Source organism: Sphingomonas sanguinis NBRC 13937, assembly GCF_001591005.1.
Classification (GTDB): Bacteria; Pseudomonadota; Alphaproteobacteria; order Sphingomonadales; family Sphingomonadaceae; genus Sphingomonas; species Sphingomonas sanguinis.
The window spans coordinates 155478-177433 of the sequence record NZ_BCTY01000001.1; the positions used below are offsets into that span (position 1 = coordinate 155478).

At 66.4% G+C, this 21956-nt stretch carries 20 protein-coding genes; 10 read left to right on the forward strand and 10 right to left on the reverse strand.

The features are described 5' to 3' along the window. The first annotated feature begins 73 nt into the window (after window positions 1-73). A complete protein-coding gene (gene mgtE / locus SSA01S_RS00705) occupies window positions 74-1432 on the forward strand; it encodes a magnesium transporter (protein WP_061778739.1) in 1359 nt (452 codons plus the stop codon). A 129-nt stretch (window positions 1433-1561) separates the two neighbouring features. Here mgtE and SSA01S_RS00710 read toward each other — a convergent pair whose 3' ends face one another. The 3 genes from SSA01S_RS00710 to SSA01S_RS00720 all read right to left on the reverse strand — a co-directional run bounded on the left by SSA01S_RS00710 (window position 1562) and on the right by SSA01S_RS00720 (window position 4064). Next, entirely contained in the window at window positions 1562-2419 is an 858-nt protein-coding gene (locus SSA01S_RS00710; RefSeq protein WP_061778740.1) for a glycoside hydrolase family 16 protein, read from the reverse strand. A gap of 72 nt (window positions 2420-2491) precedes the next feature. Then, window positions 2492-3295, reverse strand: coding sequence for an SDR family NAD(P)-dependent oxidoreductase (locus tag SSA01S_RS00715; protein ID WP_061778741.1), 804 nt, complete (start codon window positions 3293-3295; stop codon window positions 2492-2494). A 22-nt stretch (window positions 3296-3317) separates the two neighbouring features. Further along, the gene (locus tag SSA01S_RS00720; protein ID WP_061778742.1) at window positions 3318-4064 is read right to left on the reverse strand and encodes an alpha/beta fold hydrolase; all 747 of its coding nucleotides are present in this window, start codon (window positions 4062-4064) and stop codon (window positions 3318-3320) included. A gap of 202 nt (window positions 4065-4266) precedes the next feature. Here SSA01S_RS00720 and mgrA point away from each other — a divergent pair, with 202 nt between their 5' ends. After that, complete coding sequence (mgrA, locus tag SSA01S_RS00725; RefSeq protein ID WP_061778743.1) at window positions 4267-5349, forward strand: L-glyceraldehyde 3-phosphate reductase; 1083 nt, start codon at window positions 4267-4269, stop codon at window positions 5347-5349. A gap of 113 nt (window positions 5350-5462) precedes the next feature. Next, the gene (locus SSA01S_RS00730) at window positions 5463-6578 is read left to right on the forward strand and encodes a glycoside hydrolase family 43 protein (RefSeq protein WP_061778744.1); all 1116 of its coding nucleotides are present in this window, start codon (window positions 5463-5465) and stop codon (window positions 6576-6578) included. Window positions 6579-6632: 54 nt separating this feature from the next. Here SSA01S_RS00730 and SSA01S_RS00735 read toward each other — a convergent pair whose 3' ends face one another. Then, the gene (locus SSA01S_RS00735) at window positions 6633-7490 is read right to left on the reverse strand and encodes a hypothetical protein (RefSeq protein WP_061778745.1); all 858 of its coding nucleotides are present in this window, start codon (window positions 7488-7490) and stop codon (window positions 6633-6635) included. Window positions 7491-7559: 69 nt separating this feature from the next. Beyond that, window positions 7560-8858 (reverse strand): S8 family serine peptidase, encoded by a 1299-nt coding sequence (locus SSA01S_RS00740; protein WP_061778746.1) that lies wholly within the window; start codon window positions 8856-8858, stop codon window positions 7560-7562. Window positions 8859-8938: 80 nt separating this feature from the next. On the opposite strand from SSA01S_RS00740, the gene SSA01S_RS00745 reads away from it, so the two are divergent. The 6 genes from SSA01S_RS00745 to SSA01S_RS19945 all read left to right on the forward strand — a co-directional run bounded on the left by SSA01S_RS00745 (window position 8939) and on the right by SSA01S_RS19945 (window position 16040). Then, complete coding sequence (locus SSA01S_RS00745; protein WP_394664509.1) at window positions 8939-9430, forward strand: RNA polymerase sigma factor; 492 nt, start codon at window positions 8939-8941, stop codon at window positions 9428-9430. After that, window positions 9427-10137, forward strand: coding sequence for an anti-sigma factor family protein (locus tag SSA01S_RS00750; protein ID WP_061778747.1), 711 nt, complete (start codon window positions 9427-9429; stop codon window positions 10135-10137). Before SSA01S_RS00745 ends, SSA01S_RS00750 begins: the two co-directional genes overlap by 4 nt. A gap of 108 nt (window positions 10138-10245) precedes the next feature. After that, a complete protein-coding gene (locus SSA01S_RS00755; RefSeq protein WP_061778748.1) occupies window positions 10246-11262 on the forward strand; it encodes an LLM class flavin-dependent oxidoreductase in 1017 nt (338 codons plus the stop codon). A 323-nt stretch (window positions 11263-11585) separates the two neighbouring features. Beyond that, on the forward strand, window positions 11586-14336 hold the full coding sequence (gene gyrA, locus SSA01S_RS00760) for a DNA gyrase subunit A (RefSeq protein ID WP_061778749.1): 2751 nt from the start codon (window positions 11586-11588) through the stop codon (window positions 14334-14336). A 41-nt stretch (window positions 14337-14377) separates the two neighbouring features. Further along, complete coding sequence (locus SSA01S_RS00765; RefSeq protein WP_061778904.1) at window positions 14378-14683, forward strand: DUF952 domain-containing protein; 306 nt, start codon at window positions 14378-14380, stop codon at window positions 14681-14683. Window positions 14684-14756: 73 nt separating this feature from the next. After that, on the forward strand, window positions 14757-16040 hold the full coding sequence (locus tag SSA01S_RS19945) for a methyl-accepting chemotaxis protein (RefSeq protein WP_061778750.1): 1284 nt from the start codon (window positions 14757-14759) through the stop codon (window positions 16038-16040). Between the two features lie 4 nt (window positions 16041-16044). Here the strand turns inward: SSA01S_RS19945 and SSA01S_RS00775 are convergent, their stop codons facing one another. Beyond that, window positions 16045-16479, reverse strand: coding sequence for a DUF488 domain-containing protein (locus SSA01S_RS00775; protein WP_061778751.1), 435 nt, complete (start codon window positions 16477-16479; stop codon window positions 16045-16047). A gap of 74 nt (window positions 16480-16553) precedes the next feature. Here SSA01S_RS00775 and trmFO point away from each other — a divergent pair, with 74 nt between their 5' ends. Beyond that, on the forward strand, window positions 16554-17948 hold the full coding sequence (gene trmFO / locus SSA01S_RS00780; protein WP_061778752.1) for a methylenetetrahydrofolate--tRNA-(uracil(54)-C(5))-methyltransferase (FADH(2)-oxidizing) TrmFO: 1395 nt from the start codon (window positions 16554-16556) through the stop codon (window positions 17946-17948). On the opposite strand, the gene SSA01S_RS18955 is transcribed toward trmFO, so the two are convergent. The 4 genes from SSA01S_RS18955 to pdhA all read right to left on the reverse strand — a co-directional run bounded on the left by SSA01S_RS18955 (window position 17857) and on the right by pdhA (window position 21879). After that, window positions 17857-18348, reverse strand: coding sequence for an EF-hand domain-containing protein (locus SSA01S_RS18955; protein ID WP_082794848.1), 492 nt, complete (start codon window positions 18346-18348; stop codon window positions 17857-17859). The two genes, trmFO and SSA01S_RS18955, sit on opposite strands and share 92 nt — an antisense overlap. Before the next feature lie 275 nt (window positions 18349-18623). After that, window positions 18624-19316: a squalene/phytoene synthase family protein gene (locus tag SSA01S_RS00785; RefSeq protein WP_061778753.1), complete on the reverse strand. Its 693-nt coding sequence runs from the start codon at window positions 19314-19316 to the stop codon at window positions 18624-18626. Between the two features lie 87 nt (window positions 19317-19403). Further along, window positions 19404-20834 (reverse strand): pyruvate dehydrogenase complex E1 component subunit beta, encoded by a 1431-nt coding sequence (locus SSA01S_RS00790; RefSeq protein WP_061778754.1) that lies wholly within the window; start codon window positions 20832-20834, stop codon window positions 19404-19406. 1 nt (window position 20835) lies between these two features. After that, the gene (gene pdhA / locus SSA01S_RS00795) at window positions 20836-21879 is read right to left on the reverse strand and encodes a pyruvate dehydrogenase (acetyl-transferring) E1 component subunit alpha (protein ID WP_058734033.1); all 1044 of its coding nucleotides are present in this window, start codon (window positions 21877-21879) and stop codon (window positions 20836-20838) included. Window positions 21880-21956: the final 77 nt, after the last annotated feature.

Sequence of the window (21956 nt, forward strand, 5' to 3'; positions counted from 1 at the left end):
GCCTCGGGGTCGTCCGCTAGTTTCGCGAAACTGGCTTTCGTCCGCCCCGGGTCGTGCGGACGAAAGGTTTGAAATGGTCAACGATCTGATTGCCGGTGTCACCGCCGGTTTCCGTTCCTCCCGGCGCGGCCTGTCCATCGCCGATCTCGTCGATACGCTGCAGTCGCTTTCCATCGAGGAAGCGGCCGACGCCCTGACTCAAATGCCCGACGCCCGCGCCGTCGCCGTGCTCGACAGCCCGGAACTGCGCTCGGCCGCCGATATCCTGTCCCGCCTGGCCCCGGCCCGCGCGGTCGCGCTCCTGTCGCAAATGTCGGAGGACCGCGCCGCCGACGTGCTGTCCGACATGGAGGAAGAGGACGCCGCCGCGCTGCGCGCCGGGCTGCCTGCCCCCGTCCGCGCCTCGATCGAAACGCTGCTCCGCTGGCCACCCGCCAGCGCGGGCGGCATGATGACGACCGAATATGTCGCCGCCTCCGCCGATGCCACCGTCGCCGAGGTGCTGGCGCATATCCGCACCGTCGAGCGCAGCCGCGAGACCGTCTATTCGGTCTTCCTGCTGGAGCCGCAGGGGCGGCTGGTCGCGACCGTCTCGCTCCGTCAGCTGATCGCCGCCGAGCCGGAGTCGCCCGCGATCGATCTGGCCCGCGGTCATGATCCGATCACCGTCGCGCCGACCACCGACCGCGAGGAAGTGGCGCATCTGATCCGTCGCCACGACCTGCTCGCGCTGCCGGTCGTCGACGAACAGGGTCGGCCGATGGGCATCGTGACCGTCGACGACGTGCTCGACGCGCTGGTTGCGGCGCATACCGAGGACACACAGAAGTTCGGCGGTGTCGAGGCGCTCGACGATCCCTATCTCGAAACCGGCTTCCTCGCGATGATCCGCAAGCGGGCCGGGTGGCTGAGCATCCTGTTCTTCTCGGAAATGCTGACCGCCAGCGCGATGCAGCATTTCGAGTCCGAGCTGGAGCGCGCGGTCGTGCTGACCCTGTTCATCCCGCTCATCATGAGCTCGGGCGGCAATAGCGGCAGCCAAGCGACCTCGCTGATCATCCGCGCCCTCGCCCTGAACCAAGTCCGCCTGCGCGACTGGTGGCGGGTCGCGCTGCGCGAACTGCCCGCCGGGCTGACGCTCGGCGCGATCCTGGGCGTACTCGGCATGGCGCGGATCACGCTGTGGCAGACCTTGGGCTTTTACGACTATGGCCCGCACTGGGGTCTGGTCGCGACCACGGTCGGCACCGGACTGGTCGGCATCGTCACCTTCGGCTCGCTGGCGGGATCGATGCTGCCTTTCGTCCTGCAACGGCTGGGCTTCGATCCGGCAAGCGCCTCGGCACCGTTCGTCGCGACGCTGGTCGATGTCACCGGGCTGGTGATCTATTTCACCATCGCGCTGGCGATCCTGTCGGGGACGCTCCTGTAAGATCCTCCCCGGCACGGGGGGTGGCAGCGCGAAGCGATGACGGAGGGGGGGCTTCCGCAAAGGTCATCTGTTGTGGCGCTCCCCCTCCACCAGCTTCGCTGGTCCCCCTCCCCGTGCCGGGGAGGATTATCAACGCTTCCAATAGCGCACGTAATCGACCTTCATCACCTGCGGCAGGGCGGCATCATCCACGCCCTTCTGCCCGCCCCAGTCGCCGCCGACCGCCAGGTTCAGGATCAGCGAATAGGGCCGGGTGAACGGCCACGCCGCCGCGCCGCCGGGCTGGTCGTTCTTCACCCGCATATAGGCACGGCCGTCGACCCCGATGGTGATCGTCTCGGGCGTCCATTCCAGTTGGTAGCGATGATAGGTGGTGCAGGCGCCCGCCACACGAAGCTGCGCCCCGCGCTGTGTCTTCAGCCGGTGATTGAACGCGGCGGAGTGGACCGTCGCGTGGATCACATCGGGGTCGAAGCCGACCATTTCCATGATGTCGATCTCACCGCCATCGGGCCAGCGTGAGCCGTCCATCGGGAGCAGCCAGATGGCAGGCCACATGCCGCGCCCGCACGGCAATTGCGCTCGCACCTCGTAAAAGCCGTAGCCCAGCGGGTCGCGTGTCACCAGCTTGGCAGAGGTATAGCGCTGTCCGCCCCAATCGGCGGCGTCGCGCGGTGTCTCGGCGCGAGCCTCGATGACCAATGCGCCCTTTTCGACGCGGGCGTTGGTCCGTTCCGGCCCGGCATAATATTCGAGTTCGTTATTGGGCCAGCCATGCTTGTTCTGCGCCGTATCCCAGCGCCACCGTCTCTGGTCGATCGTCCGGGTAAACTCGTCGCCGAAACTCGGCCGCCCGGACGGGGTGACCATCGCACCGGTATAGGCATAGTTGGTAGCGCCTAGCGACGGCGCCTCGGCCTGCTGTGCCAGAGCCGTTCCCGCCGCCAGCAGTGCCACGCCCGCCAGCCACCATGTCGAATATCGCATCCCTACCCCTTTTATCATTCGGGACAGCGTAGCGTGCGACGATGCCGAACGCCACGCCGTCCCGATCCGACATCAGGTGGCGATGGTAAAGACCGATCCCGAGTCCACCCGCAGGCCCGCACCGTTGATAAAGCTCGCCCGTTCGGACACGAGGAAGGCGACGGCGGCGGCAACCTCTTCGGGACGGCCACGCCGCTTCAGTTCCATGCCGGGACGCTCTTCGTCCAGGAAGCTCTCGATCGCTTCGTCGAAGCTGACGCCCTTCTCCTTGGCGCGCTTCTCCATCATTGCATCGGTCATCGGCGTGGCGATGAAGGCGGGCGACACGGTGTTCACCAGCACATTGTCGCCGCCATAGGCCTTGGACAGACCCTTGGCGAGGCTGAGGATACCGGCCTTCGCCGCGCAATAGGGCAGTTCCTCGACATAGGGCTGCACCGCGTCTTCGGACGCCATCAGAATGATGCGACCCCAGCCCTTGCGACGCATCGCGGGGATCGCCTCACGACACATGCGGACCGCGCCCATCAGGTCGATGTCCAGCGTCTCCTGCCAGCCCTTGTCGTCGATCTCCAGGAAATCGCCAGTCGCGCCGGTGACGCCCGCCGAATTGACATAGATGTCCGGCTCGCCCAGCCGCTCGCGCACCTCGGCCCAGAGCGCGGCGACATCCTCGGGCTTGGTCACGTCGCCCGTCACCGCGATCACCTCGCCCAGCGACGTCAGTTCCTCGACCGCCTGGTCGAGCGAGCCACCCGGCTTATCCGTCAGGGCGACCCGCACTCCCGCCTCCAGCAACAGGCGGGCGGTTTCCTTGCCCATGCCGGAGTCCGCGCCACTGATCAGCGCAATGCGGCCCTTGATACCTAGATCCATCGTCTCTCTCCTCGAAATCCTGTCAGGCGTGATGTCGGTCGGCAAAATCCGCGATCAGTTTGGCAACGACGTCGGCCGCCTCCAGCGGCAGGAGATGCGCAGCGCCCTCGACCACCAAGACCTGTGCCTTGGCATAATGGGGGGCGTTCCACTGGCGCTGCGCCGCCTCGCCAAGGTCGCCGTCTTCGCCGCCCGCCACGATCAGCGCGGGCATCGCCATCACGCCCGCCGCCGCCCGCCAGTCCTCCCGGCTGCCGCGCTCCAACCAGCCCGTCCACGCATCCGGCGAAGACCGGCGGACATCGACGATTGCCGCCTCGCGCAGGGGCTCGGGCAAAGGCTTCGCACTGTTGCCATCGACGAACTCCGCCGCCTGTGCCTCGTTAGCGGGGCCGTCGCGGAACCAGTCGAGCATGTCCTCCCGACGATCCTCAGCCATCGGCTCGGGCGCGGGTGGCGAGGCGGCCAGCAGCACGACCCCGCCCAGGCCGGAGCCGTCCTGTTCGCGCGCGGCCAGCAAGGTGGCGAACTTTCCACCCATGCTGTGCCCGACCAGAAACCAGCGTTCGGGCCGCCGCGCCGCGACCTCGGCCGCCAGCCAGCCGATCATCGTCGCGACATCGACATAGCCCTCGTCGGCACGGTCACCGAAACCCGGCAGGTCGAGCGCCACGCAATCGAAACGGTGGTCCAGCCGATCGATGACGCCCGTCCAGGCCTTTGCGCTACCACCCAACGCATGGAGCAGGAACAGGGTGGGTCGGCGCATAGGCGTTCATTCCGATCATTCACGCGGATCAATAATCTGCGGCATGAAGAACCGACCGCCCGATCGGGTTCCCCCCGACCATGGCCGATAAGTCTTTGAGGTGGCATGGAACCAATCGCGATCTCGACGGGTCGAGCCTCTTCGATTGGCGGTCGCGGCGACAACGCCTAAAGATCGCCGCCGACACGAGAGGAAACAGTCCATGCCCTTCCCCGCTCCCTATGCCGCCGACCCCGCACGCTATGACGGTCGCATGCCCTATCGCCGCACCGGGCGTAGCGGCCTGAAGCTGCCCGCGATCAGCCTGGGCCTGTGGCAGAATTTCGGCGGCAGCGACGTGTTCGAGACCGGTCGCGCCGTCCTGCGCCGCGCCTTCGATCGCGGCGTCACCCATTTCGATCTCGCGAACAATTACGGCCCGCCCTACGGCTCGGCGGAGGAGAATTTCGGCCGCGTCCTCGCCAGCGACTTCGCCTCGCACCGCGACGAATTGATCCTGTCGACCAAAGCCGGATGGGACATGTGGCCCGGACCTTACGGCGACATCGGATCGTCGAAGAAATATCTGATCGCCAGCTGCGACCAGAGCCTAAGGCGGATGGGGGTCGATTATGTCGACATCTTCTATTCGCACCGCGTCGATCCGACCACGCCGCTGGAGGAGACGATGGGCGCGCTGGTCCAGCTGCATCGACAGGGCAAGGCGCTGTATGTCGGCATCTCCTCCTATGACGCAGGGCTCACCCGCCGCGCCGCCGCCATCCTGGCGGAGGAGAAGGTGCCGCTGTTCATCCACCAGCCGAGCTATTCGATCCTGAACCGCTGGATCGAGCGCGACCTGCTGGCGACGCTGGAGGATCTGGGGACCGGCTGCATCGCCTTCTCGCCGCTCGCCCAGGGCATGTTGACCAATAAGTATCTGAACGGCGTGCCGGAGGATGCACGGGCCAGCCGGGACGGATCGCTGTCGCAGTCGCTGCTGACCGAGCGGAATCTCGGCGCGATCCGGCGGTTGAACGACATCGCCCAGGCGCGCGGGCAGACACTGGCGCAGATGGCCATCGCCTGGGTGCTGCGCGATCCCCGCGTCACCTCCGCCCTGATCGGGGCCCGCACGGTCGAGCAACTGGACGACTCGCTCGATGCCGTCGCACGGCTGGACTTTACCAGCGACGAACTGGCGGCGATCGATCAGGCGGCCATGGACGGCGGGATCAACCTTTGGGCGGAATCCTCCGACATTACGGAATTGCCCGCAGCGCAGGGCATCCCGGCTCACGGCTAGCATTCACGCTGATAAATGCCATAGCGCCGTTCATCCTGACATATTTTGTCACGGTCGGCCTATGGCATTTGTCGGACAGTTGACATAGCCTCTCCCGAAAAGGGGAGAGATGGATGAAGACCTTGATTCATACGTGCGTGGCCATCGGCGCGCTCCTGGCAACAACGGCGATCCATGCCAGCGGACAGGCACCCGCCACCGCGCCTCGCCAGTTGGAAATCGTGGCCAAGGATCGCCTGCCCAAGCCGCCCGCCCCCCGCGATGCGCGGACGGCCTATCTGATGACCTATTTCACCGACGAAGATCATTCGCTTCACTTCGCGACGTCGCGCGACGGCTACAGCTTCACCGACGTCAATGGCGGCAAGGCGGTGATGAGCGGGCGGGAAGCGGCCGAGCAGAAGGGCATTCGCGATCCCCATATCATGCGCGGTCCCGATGGCGGCTTCTATATGTCGATGACCGACCTCCACATCTTCGCCAAGCGCGAAGGGTTGCGCGATACCCAGTGGGAACGGCCCGAAGAGCAGTATAGCTGGGGCAACAACCGCAACATGATCTTCATGAAGTCCTATGACCTCATCCACTGGTCACGGTCCCGTGTCATGCCCTCGGCCTTGTTCCCGCGCTACCGCAACGCGGGCAATATGTGGGCGCCCGAGACGATCTACGATCCTCAGCGCAAGGCATTGATGGTCTATTTCACCACCCGCGACGGCAACGGGCCCAACTATCTGGTCTATTCCTATGCCGACAAGGATTTCATCACGCTGACCGAAGAGCCCAAGACGCTGTTCGACTATCCCGATCCCAAGGTGAACGTGATCGATGCCGACATCACCAAGGTCGGCGACAAATATCATATGTTCTATGTGGCGCATCAGGCACCCGGCAATATCCGCCATTCGGAATCGTCGAGCATCAACAGCGGCTGGACGAAGGACCTGCGCAAGGTCGATCCCGAAACCGTCGGGACGGAAGCGCCAACCCTATGGAAGCGTAGCGGCAAGAACACCTATGTTCTGATGTACGATGTGTTCGGCATCAACCCGAACAATATGGGTTTTTCCGAAACCACCGACTTCGTGACCTATCGCAATATCGGCCGCTTCAACGAGCCGGGATCGCCGATGAAGGCGACCAACTTCGCCCGGCCCAAACATGGCGCGGTCGTGGCGATCAGCCCGGCCGAGGCCACGCGGCTGGAGCGGTATTTCGCCACCCGCTAAACGTGAAAATGCGCCCGACCATCATTGGTCGGGCGCATTCCCTTGTCCGCGATATTACTTGGCGGCGCTGCTCACACCGCCCTGCCCCATGGCAGAAACCAGGACGTTGCCCGAGCCCGAGAAGTTCGCGGCGGGCAGGTTGGCGATCCGATCACCCACCTTCACGAGCACCCGCTCTACCGCGCCCTCCGCATTGGTGCGGACCGACTGAACCGCACCGATCGCCCGGCCCTGCGCGTCGTTGACGACCATGCCGGTGTTGACTGGGAAGGCCCCGCCCTGCGCAGCACCGCTACCCGCCAGCGCCAGGTTGCCCGACAGCGCGCCATTGCCGCCCGCCGCCGACAGCGAACCCGAACCGGAGCCCGCGGCATTCCCGGCCGCATTGGCGGCGCGCCCGGTCAGGTTGGAGACCGCACCCCGTGCCCGGTTTCCGACCGCGCCAGCCGTATCACGCGCCCGGCCAGCGACGTTGCCGACCGTATTCACGCCGCGACCGGCCACGTCGCGCACTGCATCAGTGCCGATCAGCTGGGCATCGACGCCGCCACCGACCGTGCCGAAGGTCGTGCCATTGGCGCCGCCCGACCGGTTCCCGACCCGCGTCGCGCTGTCCAGCGTCGAACCACCCGTGGCATTGCCCGACGCGCTGACCCGGCCCCGGCGCAGGTCGACATTGCGGTCGCCGCGCACCGAACCCCGGGCGCGGGTCGCATTGTCGGTGGCGACCCGACCCGACCGCGTGGCGCTGTAGAGACTGCCGGTCAGGCCACCGGTCGCGCCGCCAGCAACACTGCCAAGCTGACCACCCAGACCACCGGTCAGGCCGCCACCACCAAGAAGCTGCGCCGATGCAGGGCTTGCGACCAGAGCAATGGCAAGGATCGCGGTGCCAGACAGAATGTTCTTCATCTTCGTTCTCCTTAACTTCTGCTGGGACAACGAAACGGGTGATGGGTTTAATCCGCAATTTTTCGATTTTTATTGGGGATCGGTGCGACAATCCCCGCAAACCATTCCACGACCGATGCTTTTTTCGGGCCCGCGCAGCCCCGATCGACGCGCCTCGGCATCGATCTTCGCCAGCGTGGCACGACGCTGCGCCGGGTCGGGCGTCGGATAGACCGCCGCGATCCGCCCCGCGACCAGGGGCGCGGCAAAGGAGGTGCCACGCACCGCAAAGCGTCGGCCGCTGACACCCGCCGCCAGCATGTCCGCCGCCGGGGCGACATAATCGAGATGCTCGGCCCGCCCCGCCTCGATCAGCGGACGGTTGCGGCGGTCGACGCCGCTGACCGCGATGACACCGGGATAGGATGCAGGATAGGCGGGCGGCGAGGCGGCGCCATTGTTGCCGACGGCCGCGACGATGATCGTGCCCCGCGCCTGCGCCGCCGCGACGACCCGCGCCAGCAAGGGATTGGACGGCCCGACCAGGCTGATCGTCACCACCGGCACCCGCGCGCCGACCAGCCAGCCGAGCGCCTTGGCGATGGCGGTCGCATTGCCGCCCGCCGGATCGGTGCCATAGACATCCGCCGAGGCGATCCGCGCTCCGGGCAAGGCGCCCCGAATGCCGTGCCCCCCGGCGATCAGCGACGCGACGGCCGTGCCATGATCGTTGGGGCGCGGCGCACCGCTTGCAAAACCGCGCAGCATCGCCGCCCCCTCGACACCGCCGTCGATCACGCCGACCATCGTGTCCGCCTTCGCCGCCTGTCCGGCGAGCGGCGGCGCGACCATCGCGACCCCAGCGCCGCTCGCCAGATGCAGCTGATCCGCGCTCACGTCGCCGCCCAGCCTGCGCAGCTGGTCCAGCGCCGTTTTGAGCGACACGCCCTGGGGCACCCGCAACCGGGCGAAACCGACGCCGAGCACGTCGTCCCGCTCGATGATCGCATAGCCCGCCTTGGTCGCTGCGGCGATCAGCCCATCGCTGGGGGTGTCGACCACCACCTCCCCGGCGCGCGCGGGAAAGCCCTGGGGGTCGAGCACGATGGCATCGGGATGCTCGCGGACCAGCTGGGCGAAGGTCTGGCGACGCAAGCCGTCCAGCCGTGCCGCGGCCCGCCGCGCCAGATTGTCGACCGGACCCAACAGGTCCTGCGCCCTGGGCAGTCCAAACGACGACAGCGGCCCCGGTATGGGCAGGCCCGGTGCCTCGCCCTGCGGCAGATTGGGCAAAGCGCCACCCAGCTGGGCGCGCACCATGCCAGCCCCGCCCGCGATCCCGGCGGTCGCCATCAGCAGCGTCAGGTATTGGCGAGCGCGCCACTTCATCGATCGTCTCCCATTGCCAAAAATCGTCCTGACATGGATTAAACGAAACTCGTCATCCGTTTCATCCCCACAAGAAGGAAATTGGCTTGGCCGCATTCGAGAATGAGCTGTTGGCGCTGCTGCCGCGATTGCGACGGTTTGCGCGATCGCTCACCCATGATGCAGCGGATGCCGATGATCTCTGCCAGGTCACGGTCGAAAAGGCGCTGATGGCGCGTGGCTCGTGGCAGGCGGGGACGAGATTGGACAGCTGGATGTACCGGATCATGCGCAACGCCTGGATCGACACCGCCCGCTCGCGTCGCCGGGCGGCGGAGACGTTCGTCGGCGAGGAGGCCGGAATGACGGTCGGAGCCCAGGGCAATGCCGAGGCGCGCGTCGCACTGGGCGAAGTCGACGCCGCGATGCAGGCGCTACCCGCCGACCAGCGCGAGGCGGTCGCGCTCGTGCTGGTCGAGGGGTTGGCCTATAAGGAAGCGGCCGAGATACTGGACATCCCGATGGGAACACTGACCTCGCGACTGGTGCGCGGGCGACAGGCGCTGATGGCGCGGCTGGGAGAAGCGGCATGACGATCGAACCGGAAATCCTGATGGCCTATGCCGACGGCGCGCTCGACCCTTTGACGACCAAGCGCGTCGAGCGGGCCATGGCGGCGGACCCCGCGCTGGCCGAAGAGGTCGCGCGCCACCGGCACCTGAAGGCCCGGCTCGCCCAGGCCTATGCCCCGCTGACCGAAGAGCCGGTGCCCGATCGCCTCGCGGCCCTGCTGACCGGCAGCGCCGCCAGCAACGTCGTGCCGATGCCGGTGCGCACCGCTCCCCCCAAGTCGCGCTTTGCGATGCCTTCCTGGCAGTCGGCGGCGGCGATGGCGGCGTGTCTGGTCGTCGGCGTGCTGGTCGGCCAGGGTGTCGATCGGGGACCGATCGCCGCGACCGGCCAGGGGCTCTATGCCGCTGGGTCGCTCGCCCGCGCGCTCGACGATCAGGCGAGCGGTGGGAACGGCCCGGTCCGCGTCGCGGTCAGCTTCCGCGCCCGCGACAATGGCTTTTGCCGGGTGTTCCAGTCGGCCCAGGCCGATGGCATCGCCTGTCGCGACCCCAAGGGCTGGGCGCTCCGGCGGACGATGCCCGGCTCCACACCGGCCGCCAATGGCGGTTACGCCCAGGCCGGATCGTCCGACGCCGAACTGATGGCGGCGGCGCAGGACATGATGGCCGACATGCCGCTCGACGCGGCGGGCGAGAAGGCGGCGATTGCGCGCGACTGGCGGAAATAGGCTTTCCGCTCATCGGCCGCAGAAGACACCAAGGGCGCTACTTTTCGGAAAGCGAGCGTTTCCATGGCGGCAGGTGCACCCCTCGCGCATTGGCCCTATCTTGGGGCCATGAAGAAGATCGGTTTCCTGTCGTTCGGCCATTGGTCGTCCTCGCCCCAGTCCGCGACGCGCTCGGCGCAGGACGTGTTGCTCCAGTCCATCGACCTGGCCGTTGCGGCCGAAGAGCTGGGCGCGGACGGGGCCTATTACCGCGTCCACCATTTCGCGCAGCAGCTTGCCTCCCCCTTCCCGCTGCTCGCCGCCGTGGGAGCCCGGACCTCTCGCATTGAGATCGGGACCGGTGTCATCGACATGCGCTACGAGAACCCCTTCTACATGGTCGAGGATGCGGGCTCCGCCGACCTGATCAGCGGCGGGCGGCTGCAACTCGGCATCAGCCGGGGTTCGCCCGAACAGGTGATCGAGGGCTGGCGGCATTTCGGCTATGGCCCGGCGCAGGGCGAAACCGATGCCGACATGGGCCGCCGCCATGCCGAGGTGTTCCTGCACCTGCTGAAGGGCCAGGGATTTGCCAAGCCCAATCCACGCCCGATGTTCGCCAACCCGCCGGGGCTGCTCCGTCTGGAGCCGCATTCGGCGGGCCTGCGTGACCGCATCTGGTGGGGCTCAGCCTCCGACGCGACGGCGATCTGGGCAGCCAAGCAGGGCATGAACCTGCAGAGCTCAACGCTCAAGGCCGACGAAAGCGGCGAGCCGTTCCATGTCCAGCAGGCCAAGCAGATCCGCGCCTATCGCGAAGCCTGGACGGCGGCGGGCCATAGCCGCACGCCCCGCGTGTCGGTGTCCCGCTCGATCTTCGCGCTGACCACCGATCAGGACCGCGCCTATTTCGGTCGCGACGACAGCCAGGACCAGGTGGGCGTGATCGACAATATGCGCGCCGTCTTCGGCCGCTCCTATGCTGCCGAGCCCGAACGGCTGATCGAACAGCTGCGCGCCGACGAGGCGATTGCCGAGGCCGATACGCTGCTGCTCACCGTGCCCAACCAGCTGGGCGTCGATTACAACGTCCACGTGATCGAGAACATCCTGCGCCACATCGCACCGGCGCTGGGCTGGCGCTGAGGCGAGCCGACCGGTTCTTATCATTTAGATTACAGTATTGTAACATCCGAGACATTCCACCGAAAGCGTTGGAATTGCATAAGAACCGGGCTGGTCGCCGTTTACTCCCGTCGGCGGCCAGCGCCTGATAAGTCCCGCGAACATGCTGCCGAGGGGGGGAGCAGAGCCGCCGGGCCCATCCCCGCTGCGCCGCGTTTCCACGCCTCCGCCGTTCCTCCCAAACGGCCTCTCGCGAATGGCGGTGCGCGGGGGTGGTCAGGCGCTTTCCGCTGGGCTAGAAACGACAATTCCCATCTGACCACCAAGCCGGAAAGCAACAGACTTTGGCCGACGAGACGACCCTCGCGGAACCTTCCGATATTTCGACGATCTCCATCGTCGACGAGATGAAGTCGAGCTATCTCGACTATGCGATGAGCGTGATCGTGGCGCGCGCGCTGCCCGACGTGCGTGACGGCCTGAAGCCCGTCCATCGCCGTATCCTCTATTCGGCCGCCGAAAGCGGCTTCGTCGCGGGCAAGCCGTACCGCAAGTCGGCGCGCATCGTCGGCGACGTGATGGGTAAATACCATCCGCACGGCGACAGCGCGATCTACGACGCGCTGGCCCGCATGGCGCAGGACTGGTCGATGCGCGTGCCGCTGATCGACGGTCAGGGCAACTTCGGATCGATGGACCCCGATCCGCCCGCCGCGATGCGTTACACCGAAGCGCGTCTGGCCAAGGTCGCCAACTCGCTGCTCGACGATCTCGACAAGGACACGGTCGACTTCCAGCCCAACTATGACGGCTCGGAGCGCGAACCCTCGGTCCTGCCCGCCCAGTACCCGAACCTGCTGGTCAACGGCGCGGGCGGCATCGCGGTTGGCATGGCGACCAACATCCCGCCACATAACCTGGGCGAGGTGGTCAACGCCTGTCTTGCGTACATGGAAAACGGCGCGATCACGGTCGAGGAACTGAACGAGATCGTTCCCGCCCCCGACTTCCCGACGGGTGCGCTGATCCTGGGCCGCTCGGGCGCACGCTCGGCCTATCAGACCGGGCGCGGCTCGATCATCGTGCGCTCGCGCCACGAGATTGAGGAGATGCGCGGCGATCGCCGGGCCATCGTCCTCACCGAAATCCCCTATCAGCAGGGCAAGAACGCGCTCGTTGAAAAGATCGCCGAGGCCGCCAAGGAAAAGCGGATCGAGGGGATCAGCGACATTCGCGACGAATCGAACCGCGAAGGCGTTCGCATCGTCATCGACCTGAAGCGCGACGCGACCCCCGAAGTCGTGCTCAACCAGCTGTGGCGCCATACGCCCGCGCAGACCAGCTTCCCGGCCAATATGCTCGCCATTCGCGGCGGCCGCCCTGAGTTGCTGAACCTGCGCGATATCATCCAGGCGTTCGTCCAGTTCCGCGAGCAGGTCATCACCCGCCGCTCCAAGTTCGAGCTGGCCAAGGCGCGCGAGCGGGCGCACATCTTGCTGGGCCTCGTCATCGCGGTGACGAACCTGGACGAGGTGGTGCGGATCATCCGGGGTTCGGCCTCGCCCGTCGCCGCGCGCGAGGCGCTGCTCGCCCGCGAATGGCCGATCGCCGAGATCGCCCAGTATATCCGTCTGGTCGAGGCGGTCGAGCATGAGGGCTTTGGCGATACCTATCGCCTGTCGGAGACGCAGGTTCGCGCGATCCTCGACCTGCGACTGCATCGCCTGACCGCGCTGGGCCGCGACGAAATCGGCGACGAGCTGAAGGGGCTGGCGGACTCGATCACCGAGCTGCTCGAAATCCTCGCCAATCGCGTGAAGCTGTACGAGGTGATGCGCGGCGAGCTGGTGGCCATCCGCGACCAGTTCGCGACGCCGCGCCGTTCGGAAATCGCCGCCGCCGCCGATGGCATCGACGACGAGGACCTGATCGAACGCGAAGACATGGTCGTCACCGTGACCATGCAGGGCTATATCAAGCGCACCCCGCTCGATGCCTTCCGCGCGCAGAACCGGGGCGGCAAGGGCCGCTCGGGCATGGCGACCAAGGACGAGGACGTCGTCACCGAGCTGTTCGTGACCAGCACGCACACACCGGTCCTGTTCTTCTCGAATCATGGCAAGGTCTATCGCTACAAGGTGTGGCGCCTGCCCGAGGGCGGCCCGGCCACGCGCGGACGGCCGATGGTCAACCTGTTGCCGCTGGCACCGGGTGAGGTCATCTCGACCGTCCTCCCACTGCCGGAGGACGAAGCGGAGTGGGGCAAGCTCCACGTCATGTTCGCCACCGCGAAGGGCGCGGTGCGCCGCAACTCAATGGATGCGTTCACCAACGTGCCCTCGAACGGCAAGATCGCGATGCGCTTCGACGACGAGAGCGAGGACCGGCTAATCGGCGTCGCGCTGCTCGGTGCCGAAGACGATGTGCTGCTCGCCACCCGTTGCGGTCGGGCGATCCGCTTCGCCGCCGACGATGTGCGCGAGTTCCAGAGCCGTACCTCGACGGGTGTGCGCGGTATCACGCTGAAGGACGGCGACGAGGTCATCTCGCTGTCGGTCCTGCACCGGGTCGGCACCACCCAGGAAGAGCGTGAGGCTTACCTCCGCTTCGCCCCCTGGAAGGGCGAGAAGGAAGGCGAGCCTGAGCTGTCGGTCGAGCGGTATGAAGAGCTGCGCAATTGCGAGCAGTTCATCCTGACCGTCTGCGCCAATGGCTATGGCAAACTGTCCTCGGCCTATGAATATCGCCGCACGGGCCGCGGTGGTCAGGGCATCACCAACATCGACAATATCGCCCGCAACGGCGATGTCGTCGCCAGCTTCCCGGCGGCCAAGGGGCATCAGCTGATGCTGGTGACCGATCAGGCCAAGCTGATCCGTATGTCGCTCGCATCCTTGCGGGTCATCGGGCGCGGCTCGGCCGGTCTCCGCCTCTTCAACGTCGCGCCGGGCGAGCATGTCGTCTCGGCCGCGCGCATCGAGGAGACCGAGGAGGACGCCGAGATGAACCTGGCCGACGGCACCCCCGAGATCGCGCCCGAGCCGGATGCAGAGATCGGCGAAAATCTGGCCGCCGGGCCGGAGGATGGCGAGTGAGCCACCCGGCCACCGCCTACAAGGTGCTGACCGCCGATCAGATGGCGGTGCTGGAGCAGGAAGGCGTCTTTACGGGCGCTCCGGTGGATCTGGCCGATGGCTATATCCACCTCTCCACCGCCGCCCAGCTGACCGAGACGGTCGACAAGCACTTCGCCGGACAGACCGACCTGCACATCGCCGCCGTCGATCTGGAGGCGATGGGCGAGGCGGTGAAGTGGGAGGAGAGCCGCGGCGGCCAGCTCTTCCCACACCTCTACGCTCCCCTGCCGTTATCCGCGGTGGTGGCTTATGGCCCGATGAAGCGCGACGAGGATGGTTCGGTCCGGTTGCCCATCACGGGCTGAAAGACGTTTCGTCATCGAAACGTCACCAAACCCTAAGATCGCGTTTACCCTTAGCCGGTAGAGAAGCGGGGCGATGAAGCCGCCTGTCTTCTCTACCTGGCCGCAAACGGCCGAGTGCCCGGTGATCGGCGACGATGAATCGCTGACCGCCGCCATCGCGCTGTTTCGCCAGCATCCCGACATGCGGCTGCTGCCGGTTCTCGACGCCGAACGACGACCGGTCGGGGCGATCCGGGAGCGGGATGTAAAGGGGCTGCTCTACAATCCCTTTGGCCATGCCCTGCTGCAGAACCCGGATTTCGGGTCCTGCCTGACGGCCTATGTCCGCACCCATCCCTGTTGCGACCTAGAGGCGCCACTCGCCGTAAAGCTGGCGCTGCATGCCGATTGGGGCGCTCCCGACGCGCTCATCCTGACCGACAAGGGACGCTTCGCCGGGACGCTGGATGCCGCGACCTTGGCCCGGCAGGCCGCCGATGCCCAGACGGCCCTGGCCCGCGAGCGCATTGCCCGGTCGGAGCGCATGGACGTGGCCGCGCGGACCTATATGGCGGAGGTTGCGACGCTCTCCGACACGCTGCTTCGCGCCACCGGCGACATGGGCCGCATGGCGCGCGAGCTGGGCGGCTATGCCAGCGACACCCATGCCGGGGCCGAACGCATGACCCACGCGATGGGCGACACCGGCAAGGCGCTGGGCGACATCGCCGCGCGCGGCCACGGTCTGGCGAACACCTTTGCCGCGATCACCCGCGACATGGACCAGGCCCGCGACATCCGCGACACGGTCCGTCACCAGATTGCCGTGACCGATCGGCGCGCCAACGCGCTGGCCGACAGCGCGACCGCCATCGACACGCTGCTCGCCTTGATCGAAAGCGTGGCCGCTCGCACCAACCTGCTGGCGCTCAATGCCGCGATCGAGGCGGCGCGCGCCGGGGATGCGGGCCGTGGCTTCGCCGTGGTCGCGCATGAGGTGAAGGCGCTGGCCGGCCAGACGCGCGAGGCCGCGCAGGACGCGACGCGGAATGTCTCGGAGGTGAAGACGCATCTCCACGCCCTGCTGGCCGAACAGTCCCAGCTCAACCACGCGGTCGATGCCATCGGCACGCTGTCGCATTCGATCGACCAGGCGGTCGCGGCACAGGGGATCGCAACCACCGCCATTGCCGCCAATGTCGACCAGTCGGTCGCCTCCGCCCGCCAGATCGGGCAGCAGGTCCGCCAGATCGAGACCGATGCGACACGGATCGACGAGGATGCGGGTGCGCTCCTGACGCTGGCCGATGCGCTAGGCCAGACCATTCAAACACTGCGCACACGCACCGCCGATTTCATCCAGACGGTCGCCGCCTGAACGGTCACACGTAGAGGTCGACGACCGCCACCCCCTGCCCGACGGCCTCCAGCAACAGCGTCCGGTGGCAATGACAAGGATCGCGCTCGAAACAGAGCAGCGCGCTCGGCTTCTCGCCCGCCAGATCGAGCATCCGCGCGGCGGCGGCCTGCGCTTCGGGCAAGGCAAGTTGGTCATCATAAACTTCGCGAAGTGTCCCCACGTCGCCCTTCTTGGCCGCATCGCGTCCGCGCTTGGGGGTGCCCAGATCCTTCAGATGGACATAGTCGATGCCGACCTCCTTCAGCGCGGCGGCCAGCGATGACTTAGAAAAGCCGGGTCGCCGTGAGAGGGGCAGCGCGCGGACATCGATCAATCGCTCGACCCCGGCCGATTTCAGCGTCGCGAGGAAGCCGTCGACGGTCGCCCCCTCATACCCGATGGTGAAGATGGTGGTCATGTCACCGACTTGGGGAGCCGCGTCCGACACGCCAAGTCCTTCCAACCGGAGCCGTCCGGGTTTAAGGCGGCGCGATGACTTATGACATTCATGTGATCGGCGGCGGGCTCGCGGGCTCGGAAGCCGCGTGGCAGCTGGCCGAGGCCGGGCTGAAGGTGCGCCTGTCCGAAATGCGCGGCGGGGCGGAGACCACGCCTGCCCATCATGGCGGCGACCTGGCGGAGCTGGTCTGCTCCAACTCCTTTCGTTCGGATGACGCGACCTCCAACGCGGTTGGCCTACTGCATCAGGAGATGCGCGCGCTCGGCTCGATCATTATGGCCAAGGGCGATGTCCATGCGGTGCCTGCGGGCTCGGCGCTGGCGGTCGACCGGGACGGCTTTTCGGGCGGGGTGACGGCCGCGCTGGAGGCGCATCCCAACGTCACTATCGTTCGCGAACGGATCGATGCGTTGCCCGATGGGCCTGCGATCATCGCCACCGGCCCGCTGACCGCGCCGTCGCTGGCGGGTGGCATCGGCGAGGCGACCGGCGCGGAGGCGCTGGCCTTTTTCGACGCGATCGCGCCCATCGTCCACCGCGAGTCGATCGACATGGACGTCGCCTGGTTCCAAAGCCGCTGGAACAAGGGCACGGGCAAGGATTACATCAACTGCCCGATGGACAAGGAGCAGTATTACGCCTTCCATCAGGCGCTGCTCGACGGTGAGAAGACCGAGTTCCGCGAGTGGGAAAAGGACACGCCCTATTTCGATGGCTGCATGCCCGTCGAGGTGATGGCCGAACGCGGGGTCGAGACGCTGCGCTTCGGGCCAATGAAGGGCGTCGGGCTGGACGATCCGCGCACCGGCCGCTGGCCCTATGCCGTCGTCCAGCTGCGACAGGACAATGCGGCGGGCACGCTGTGGAACATCGTCGGTTTCCAGACCAAGCTGAAATATGCCGAGCAGATCCGCATCTTCCGCACCATTCCGGGTCTGGAAAAGGCCGAGTTCGCGCGGCTGGGCGGCCTGCACCGCAACACCTTCATCCGCTCGCCCGAGTTGCTCGACGCGACGCTGCGGCTGAAGTCGCGACCGAATCTGCGCTTCGCGGGCCAGATCACGGGGTGCGAGGGCTATATCGAGAGCGCAGCAATCGGCCTACTCGCCGGACGTTTCGCCGCCGCCGAACTGACCGGCAAGACCATCGCGCCGCCGCCGGTCGAGACGGCGCTCGGCGCGCTGCTCGGTCATATCACCGGGCTGGCCGAGGCCGAGACCTATCAGCCGATGAACGTCAATTTCGGCCTGTTCCCGCCGATCCCCGGCCGGACCAAGAAGGCCGACCGCAAGCGGATGTACACCGACCGCGCACGTGAGGCGCTGCCCGGCTGGCTCAACTCTCTTCCGCCGGGGCCGCCTCCGGTGCCTCAGCCGGTGCCGTTCGTGCCGGAGGACAGTCCCGCCGAGCAGCCGGTCGACGCTTGACGGCGGTGGTGGCGAACTCGGCCGCGGTCATCGCGCCCGATTTGTCCCGGTCGGCGGTGGCGAATTTGGTCGTGGCCTTGATCGCCCATTCGTCGAAGGACAGCTTGCCGTCGCCATCGCGGTCCAGCTTGGCATAGGCCTTACGCCGCGCGGCCAGATATTCCTCGCGCGTGATCGTGCCGTCGCGGTCCTTGTCGTACCGGTCGAAGCGCTTCTGCTCGCGCGTCCGGGCGGAGGCTTCGGGCAAGGGCGCGTCGTCCTCGACGGTTTGCGGGAAAGCCGCCGTTGCGGCGCTTGCGGCGGGGAGCGGCGACGGCGTGTCGGATCGGCTACCCCATAGGAATAACCCTGCCCCCACCAGTACCAGCGTGCCCAACCCACCGGCCAAATAGCGCCACATCGGTTTCGTCTCCCCCGTCAGACAATTTTATGGTTAACCGGGGTTAGGCATGGGCGGCAAGGCGATTTCCTTGGCCTTCGACTTCGCTCAGATCCAACGGGATTGCCGACACCCGCCTCTCCAGCCGTACCCCGGCGAAGGCCGGGGTACGGTTACTATGCGGCTTATGGCGCGCCATGGATCGGCGAAGAGGCAAATGCCCTGCGCCGTCGATAAGGCAGAGCAACTGGACCCCGGCCTTCGCCGGGGTACGGCCTGTGTTTTGATTATACTGATCAGCGCCCCATCAAACCGTGCCACGCCAATCGCGCGGCGCGCATCGGGTGGCCGGGCAGACGATCCGGGTAGCGCAGGCTTTCGCGGGCCAAAATGGCCAATCCACTCAAACCCCGAACCGGCTTGGATGATTTCGACGCCAGTATCGCGTCCAAGTCCGACAGAACCGCAGCCCCGATCCGCGTGCGGGTCGCTTCATCGGAAACATGCTTCGCCAGATCGGCTCTGGCCCATGCCGCCCCTAGCGGCTCGATACCAGACTGCCCGAGCAACCGCCCGACGCTTACGAACAATACGCCCCCGCGCATATCGGCATGACGCGCGATACGCTCGTCGTCCAACGCCTCACCATCATCAAGCAGCGCCTCCCACCCCTCGATCATCGGGGCCAGGTCCGCCCCCCGGACCCCGACGGGCAGCACCGACGCCGCCAGCCGCTGCAACACCGGATGCGCCGGTGCAGGCTCGCGGTCGAGCTTCTCCAGCGCCTCATACCACCAGGTCAGCCGCATCTGGCCGATCATCGGCTCGGTCGTGCTTTGCAAGATCGAGGCGAGTTGGTGGTCGAGATCGAGCAGCGCCGCGAACCCCTCGCGTGCCGACGCGGGCGCGTAGCCCACCGCCAGCGCCTGTTCGCGCATCACCGCTTCGACGGCGGGATGCTGGGGATCGGCGCGGGGCATATCGGTCATGTCCCGCCCTTCGCACAGGTCGCGCCCATGAAAAAGGGCCTCCCGATCACCCGGAAGGCCCCATTTCTCTACAGAAGAACCCGTCGCTTAGCCGCGATAGGTCACCTTCTTGACCGCCGCGACGACCTTGTTCGCGTCGACCAGCGCCAGCTTTTCGAGGTTGGCGGCGTAAGGCAACGGCACGTCCTCGTTGGTCACGCGCAGCACCGGCGCGTCGAGGTCGTCGAACCCTTCTTCCATCACCACGGCGGTGATTTCCGACGCGATCGAGCAGGTCGGCCAGCCTTCCTCGACCACGACCAGGCGGTTGGTCTTGGCGAGCGACTTCAGCACCGTCTTGGTGTCGAGCGGACGCAGCGTGCGCAGGTCGATGACCTCCGCGTCGATGCCCTCGGCGGCCAGCTTCTCGGCGGCTTCGAGCGCGACGCCCACACCGATCGAGTAGGAGACCAGGGTCACGTCCTTGCCCTCGCGCATGATCCGCGCCTTGCCGATCGGCAGGACGAAATCGTCGAGCTTGGGCACGTCGAACGAACGACCGTACATCAGCTCGTTCTCGAGGAACACGACCGGGTCTTCCGAACGGATCGCGGCCTTCAGCAGGCCCTTGGCATCGGCCGCGTCATAGGGTGCGATCACGATCAGGCCGGGGACCGAGGCATACCACGGGCCGTAGTTCTGCGAGTGCTGCGCGCCGACGCGGCTGGCGGCACCGTTGGGACCACGAAACACGATCGGGCAGCGCATCTGACCGCCGGACATGTAATTGGTCTTGGCGGCCGAGTTGATGATGTGGTCGATCGCCTGCATGGCGAAGTTGAACGTCATAAACTCGATCACCGGGCGCAGGCCGCCCATGGCCGCACCCGTGCCGACACCGGCAAAGCCATATTCGGTGATCGGCGTGTCGATCACGCGGCGGTCGCCGAACTCGTCCAGGAGGCCCTGCGTCACCTTGTACGCGCCCTGATACTGGGCAACTTCCTCGCCCATCACGAAGACGCGGTCGTCGGCGCGCATTTCCTCGGCCATCGCATCGCGCAGCGCTTCACGGACGGTCAACTTCACCATCTCGGTGCCTTCCGGAATCTCCGGCGAGGCGGGCGCTTCCTGCTCCGCACTAGCGACCAGCTTCTGCGTGCCGCTTTCCTGCTCGGCGGCGGCGGCACCTTCCGGCATTGGCGGGGCGTTGTGGTCGGTCGCCTCGTTCTTCGGCGCGGCGTTGGCCGCATCGCCCGAACGCGAACCCGAAGCGGCGGCGGACGCGACGTCCTCGCCCTCTTCGGCCAGCAGCGCAATGGCGGTGCCGACCTTCACATTGTCGGTGCCTTCGGCGACCAGGATCTTGGCGATCACGCCCTCATCCACGGCCTCGAATTCCATCGTCGCCTTGTCGGTCTCGATCTCGGCCATGATGTCGCCGGACTTGACCGTATCGCCTTCCTTCACGAGCCACTTGGCGAGCGTGCCCTCTTCCATGGTCGGGGAAAGGGCCGGCATCTTGATCTCGATCGCCATCTTAGTAACGCTCCACCAGCACTTCAGTGTAGAGTTCAGCCACATCGGGCTCGGGGGTCTGCTCGGCGAAGTCCGCCGCTTCGTTGACCGTCTTGCGGATGTCCTGCTCCAGGACCTTCAGATCGGCCTCGGTGACGCCCTGCGCCTCCAGCAGCTTCTTGACGTGATCGATCGGGTCGGACTTGTCGCGCACGCCCTGCACTTCCTCGCGGCTGCGATACTTGGCGGGGTCGGACATGGAGTGACCGCGATAGCGATACGTCTTCATCTCCAGGATCACCGGGCCCTTGCCCGCGCGGACCCAGGCCAGCGCTTCTTCGGCCGCACCGCGACAGGCCAGCACGTCCATGCCGTCGACCTGGATGCCGGGGATGCGGAAGCTTTCGCCACGGCGATACAGCTGGTCCTCGGACGAGGCGCGGTTCACCGCGGTGCCCATGGCATACTGGTTGTTCTCGATCACGAAGATGATCGGGAGCTTCCACAGCTCGGCCATGTTGAAGCTCTCGTACACCTGGCCCTGATTGGCCGCGCCATCGCCGAAATAGGCGAGGCAGACGCCGCCGTCATTGCTGTACTTGTGCCCGAACGCCAGGCCGGTGCCCAGCGACACCTGCGCGCCCACGATGCCATGGCCGCCATAGAACTTATGCTCGGTCGAGAACATGTGCATCGACCCGCCCTTGCCCTTGGAGATGCCGGCGGCACGCCCCGTAAGCTCGGCCATGATGACCTTGGGATCGATGCCGTAAGCCAGCATGTGGCCATGGTCGCGATATCCGGTGATCACCGAATCCTTGTCGCCGTCGAGCGCCGACTGGAGACCCACCGCCACGGCCTCCTGGCCGATATACAGGTGGCAGAAACCGCCGATCAGGCCGAGGCCATAGAGCTGACCCGCCTTTTCTTCAAAGCGGCGGATCAGGAGCATCTGCTTGTAGAAATCCAGCAACTGTTCCTTGGTAGCCTGGAACGGTTGCGGTTCGGCGGGACGCTCCCGATTGGGAATGGGGGGCTCGCTGGTACGGCTTGGAGCTTTTGCCACAGTCGGGAACACCTTTGTTTCCGTTAGGGAAGGATGCGAGCCTATTGGCGCGCTTTGTCAGGAAACTCAATTCCCCC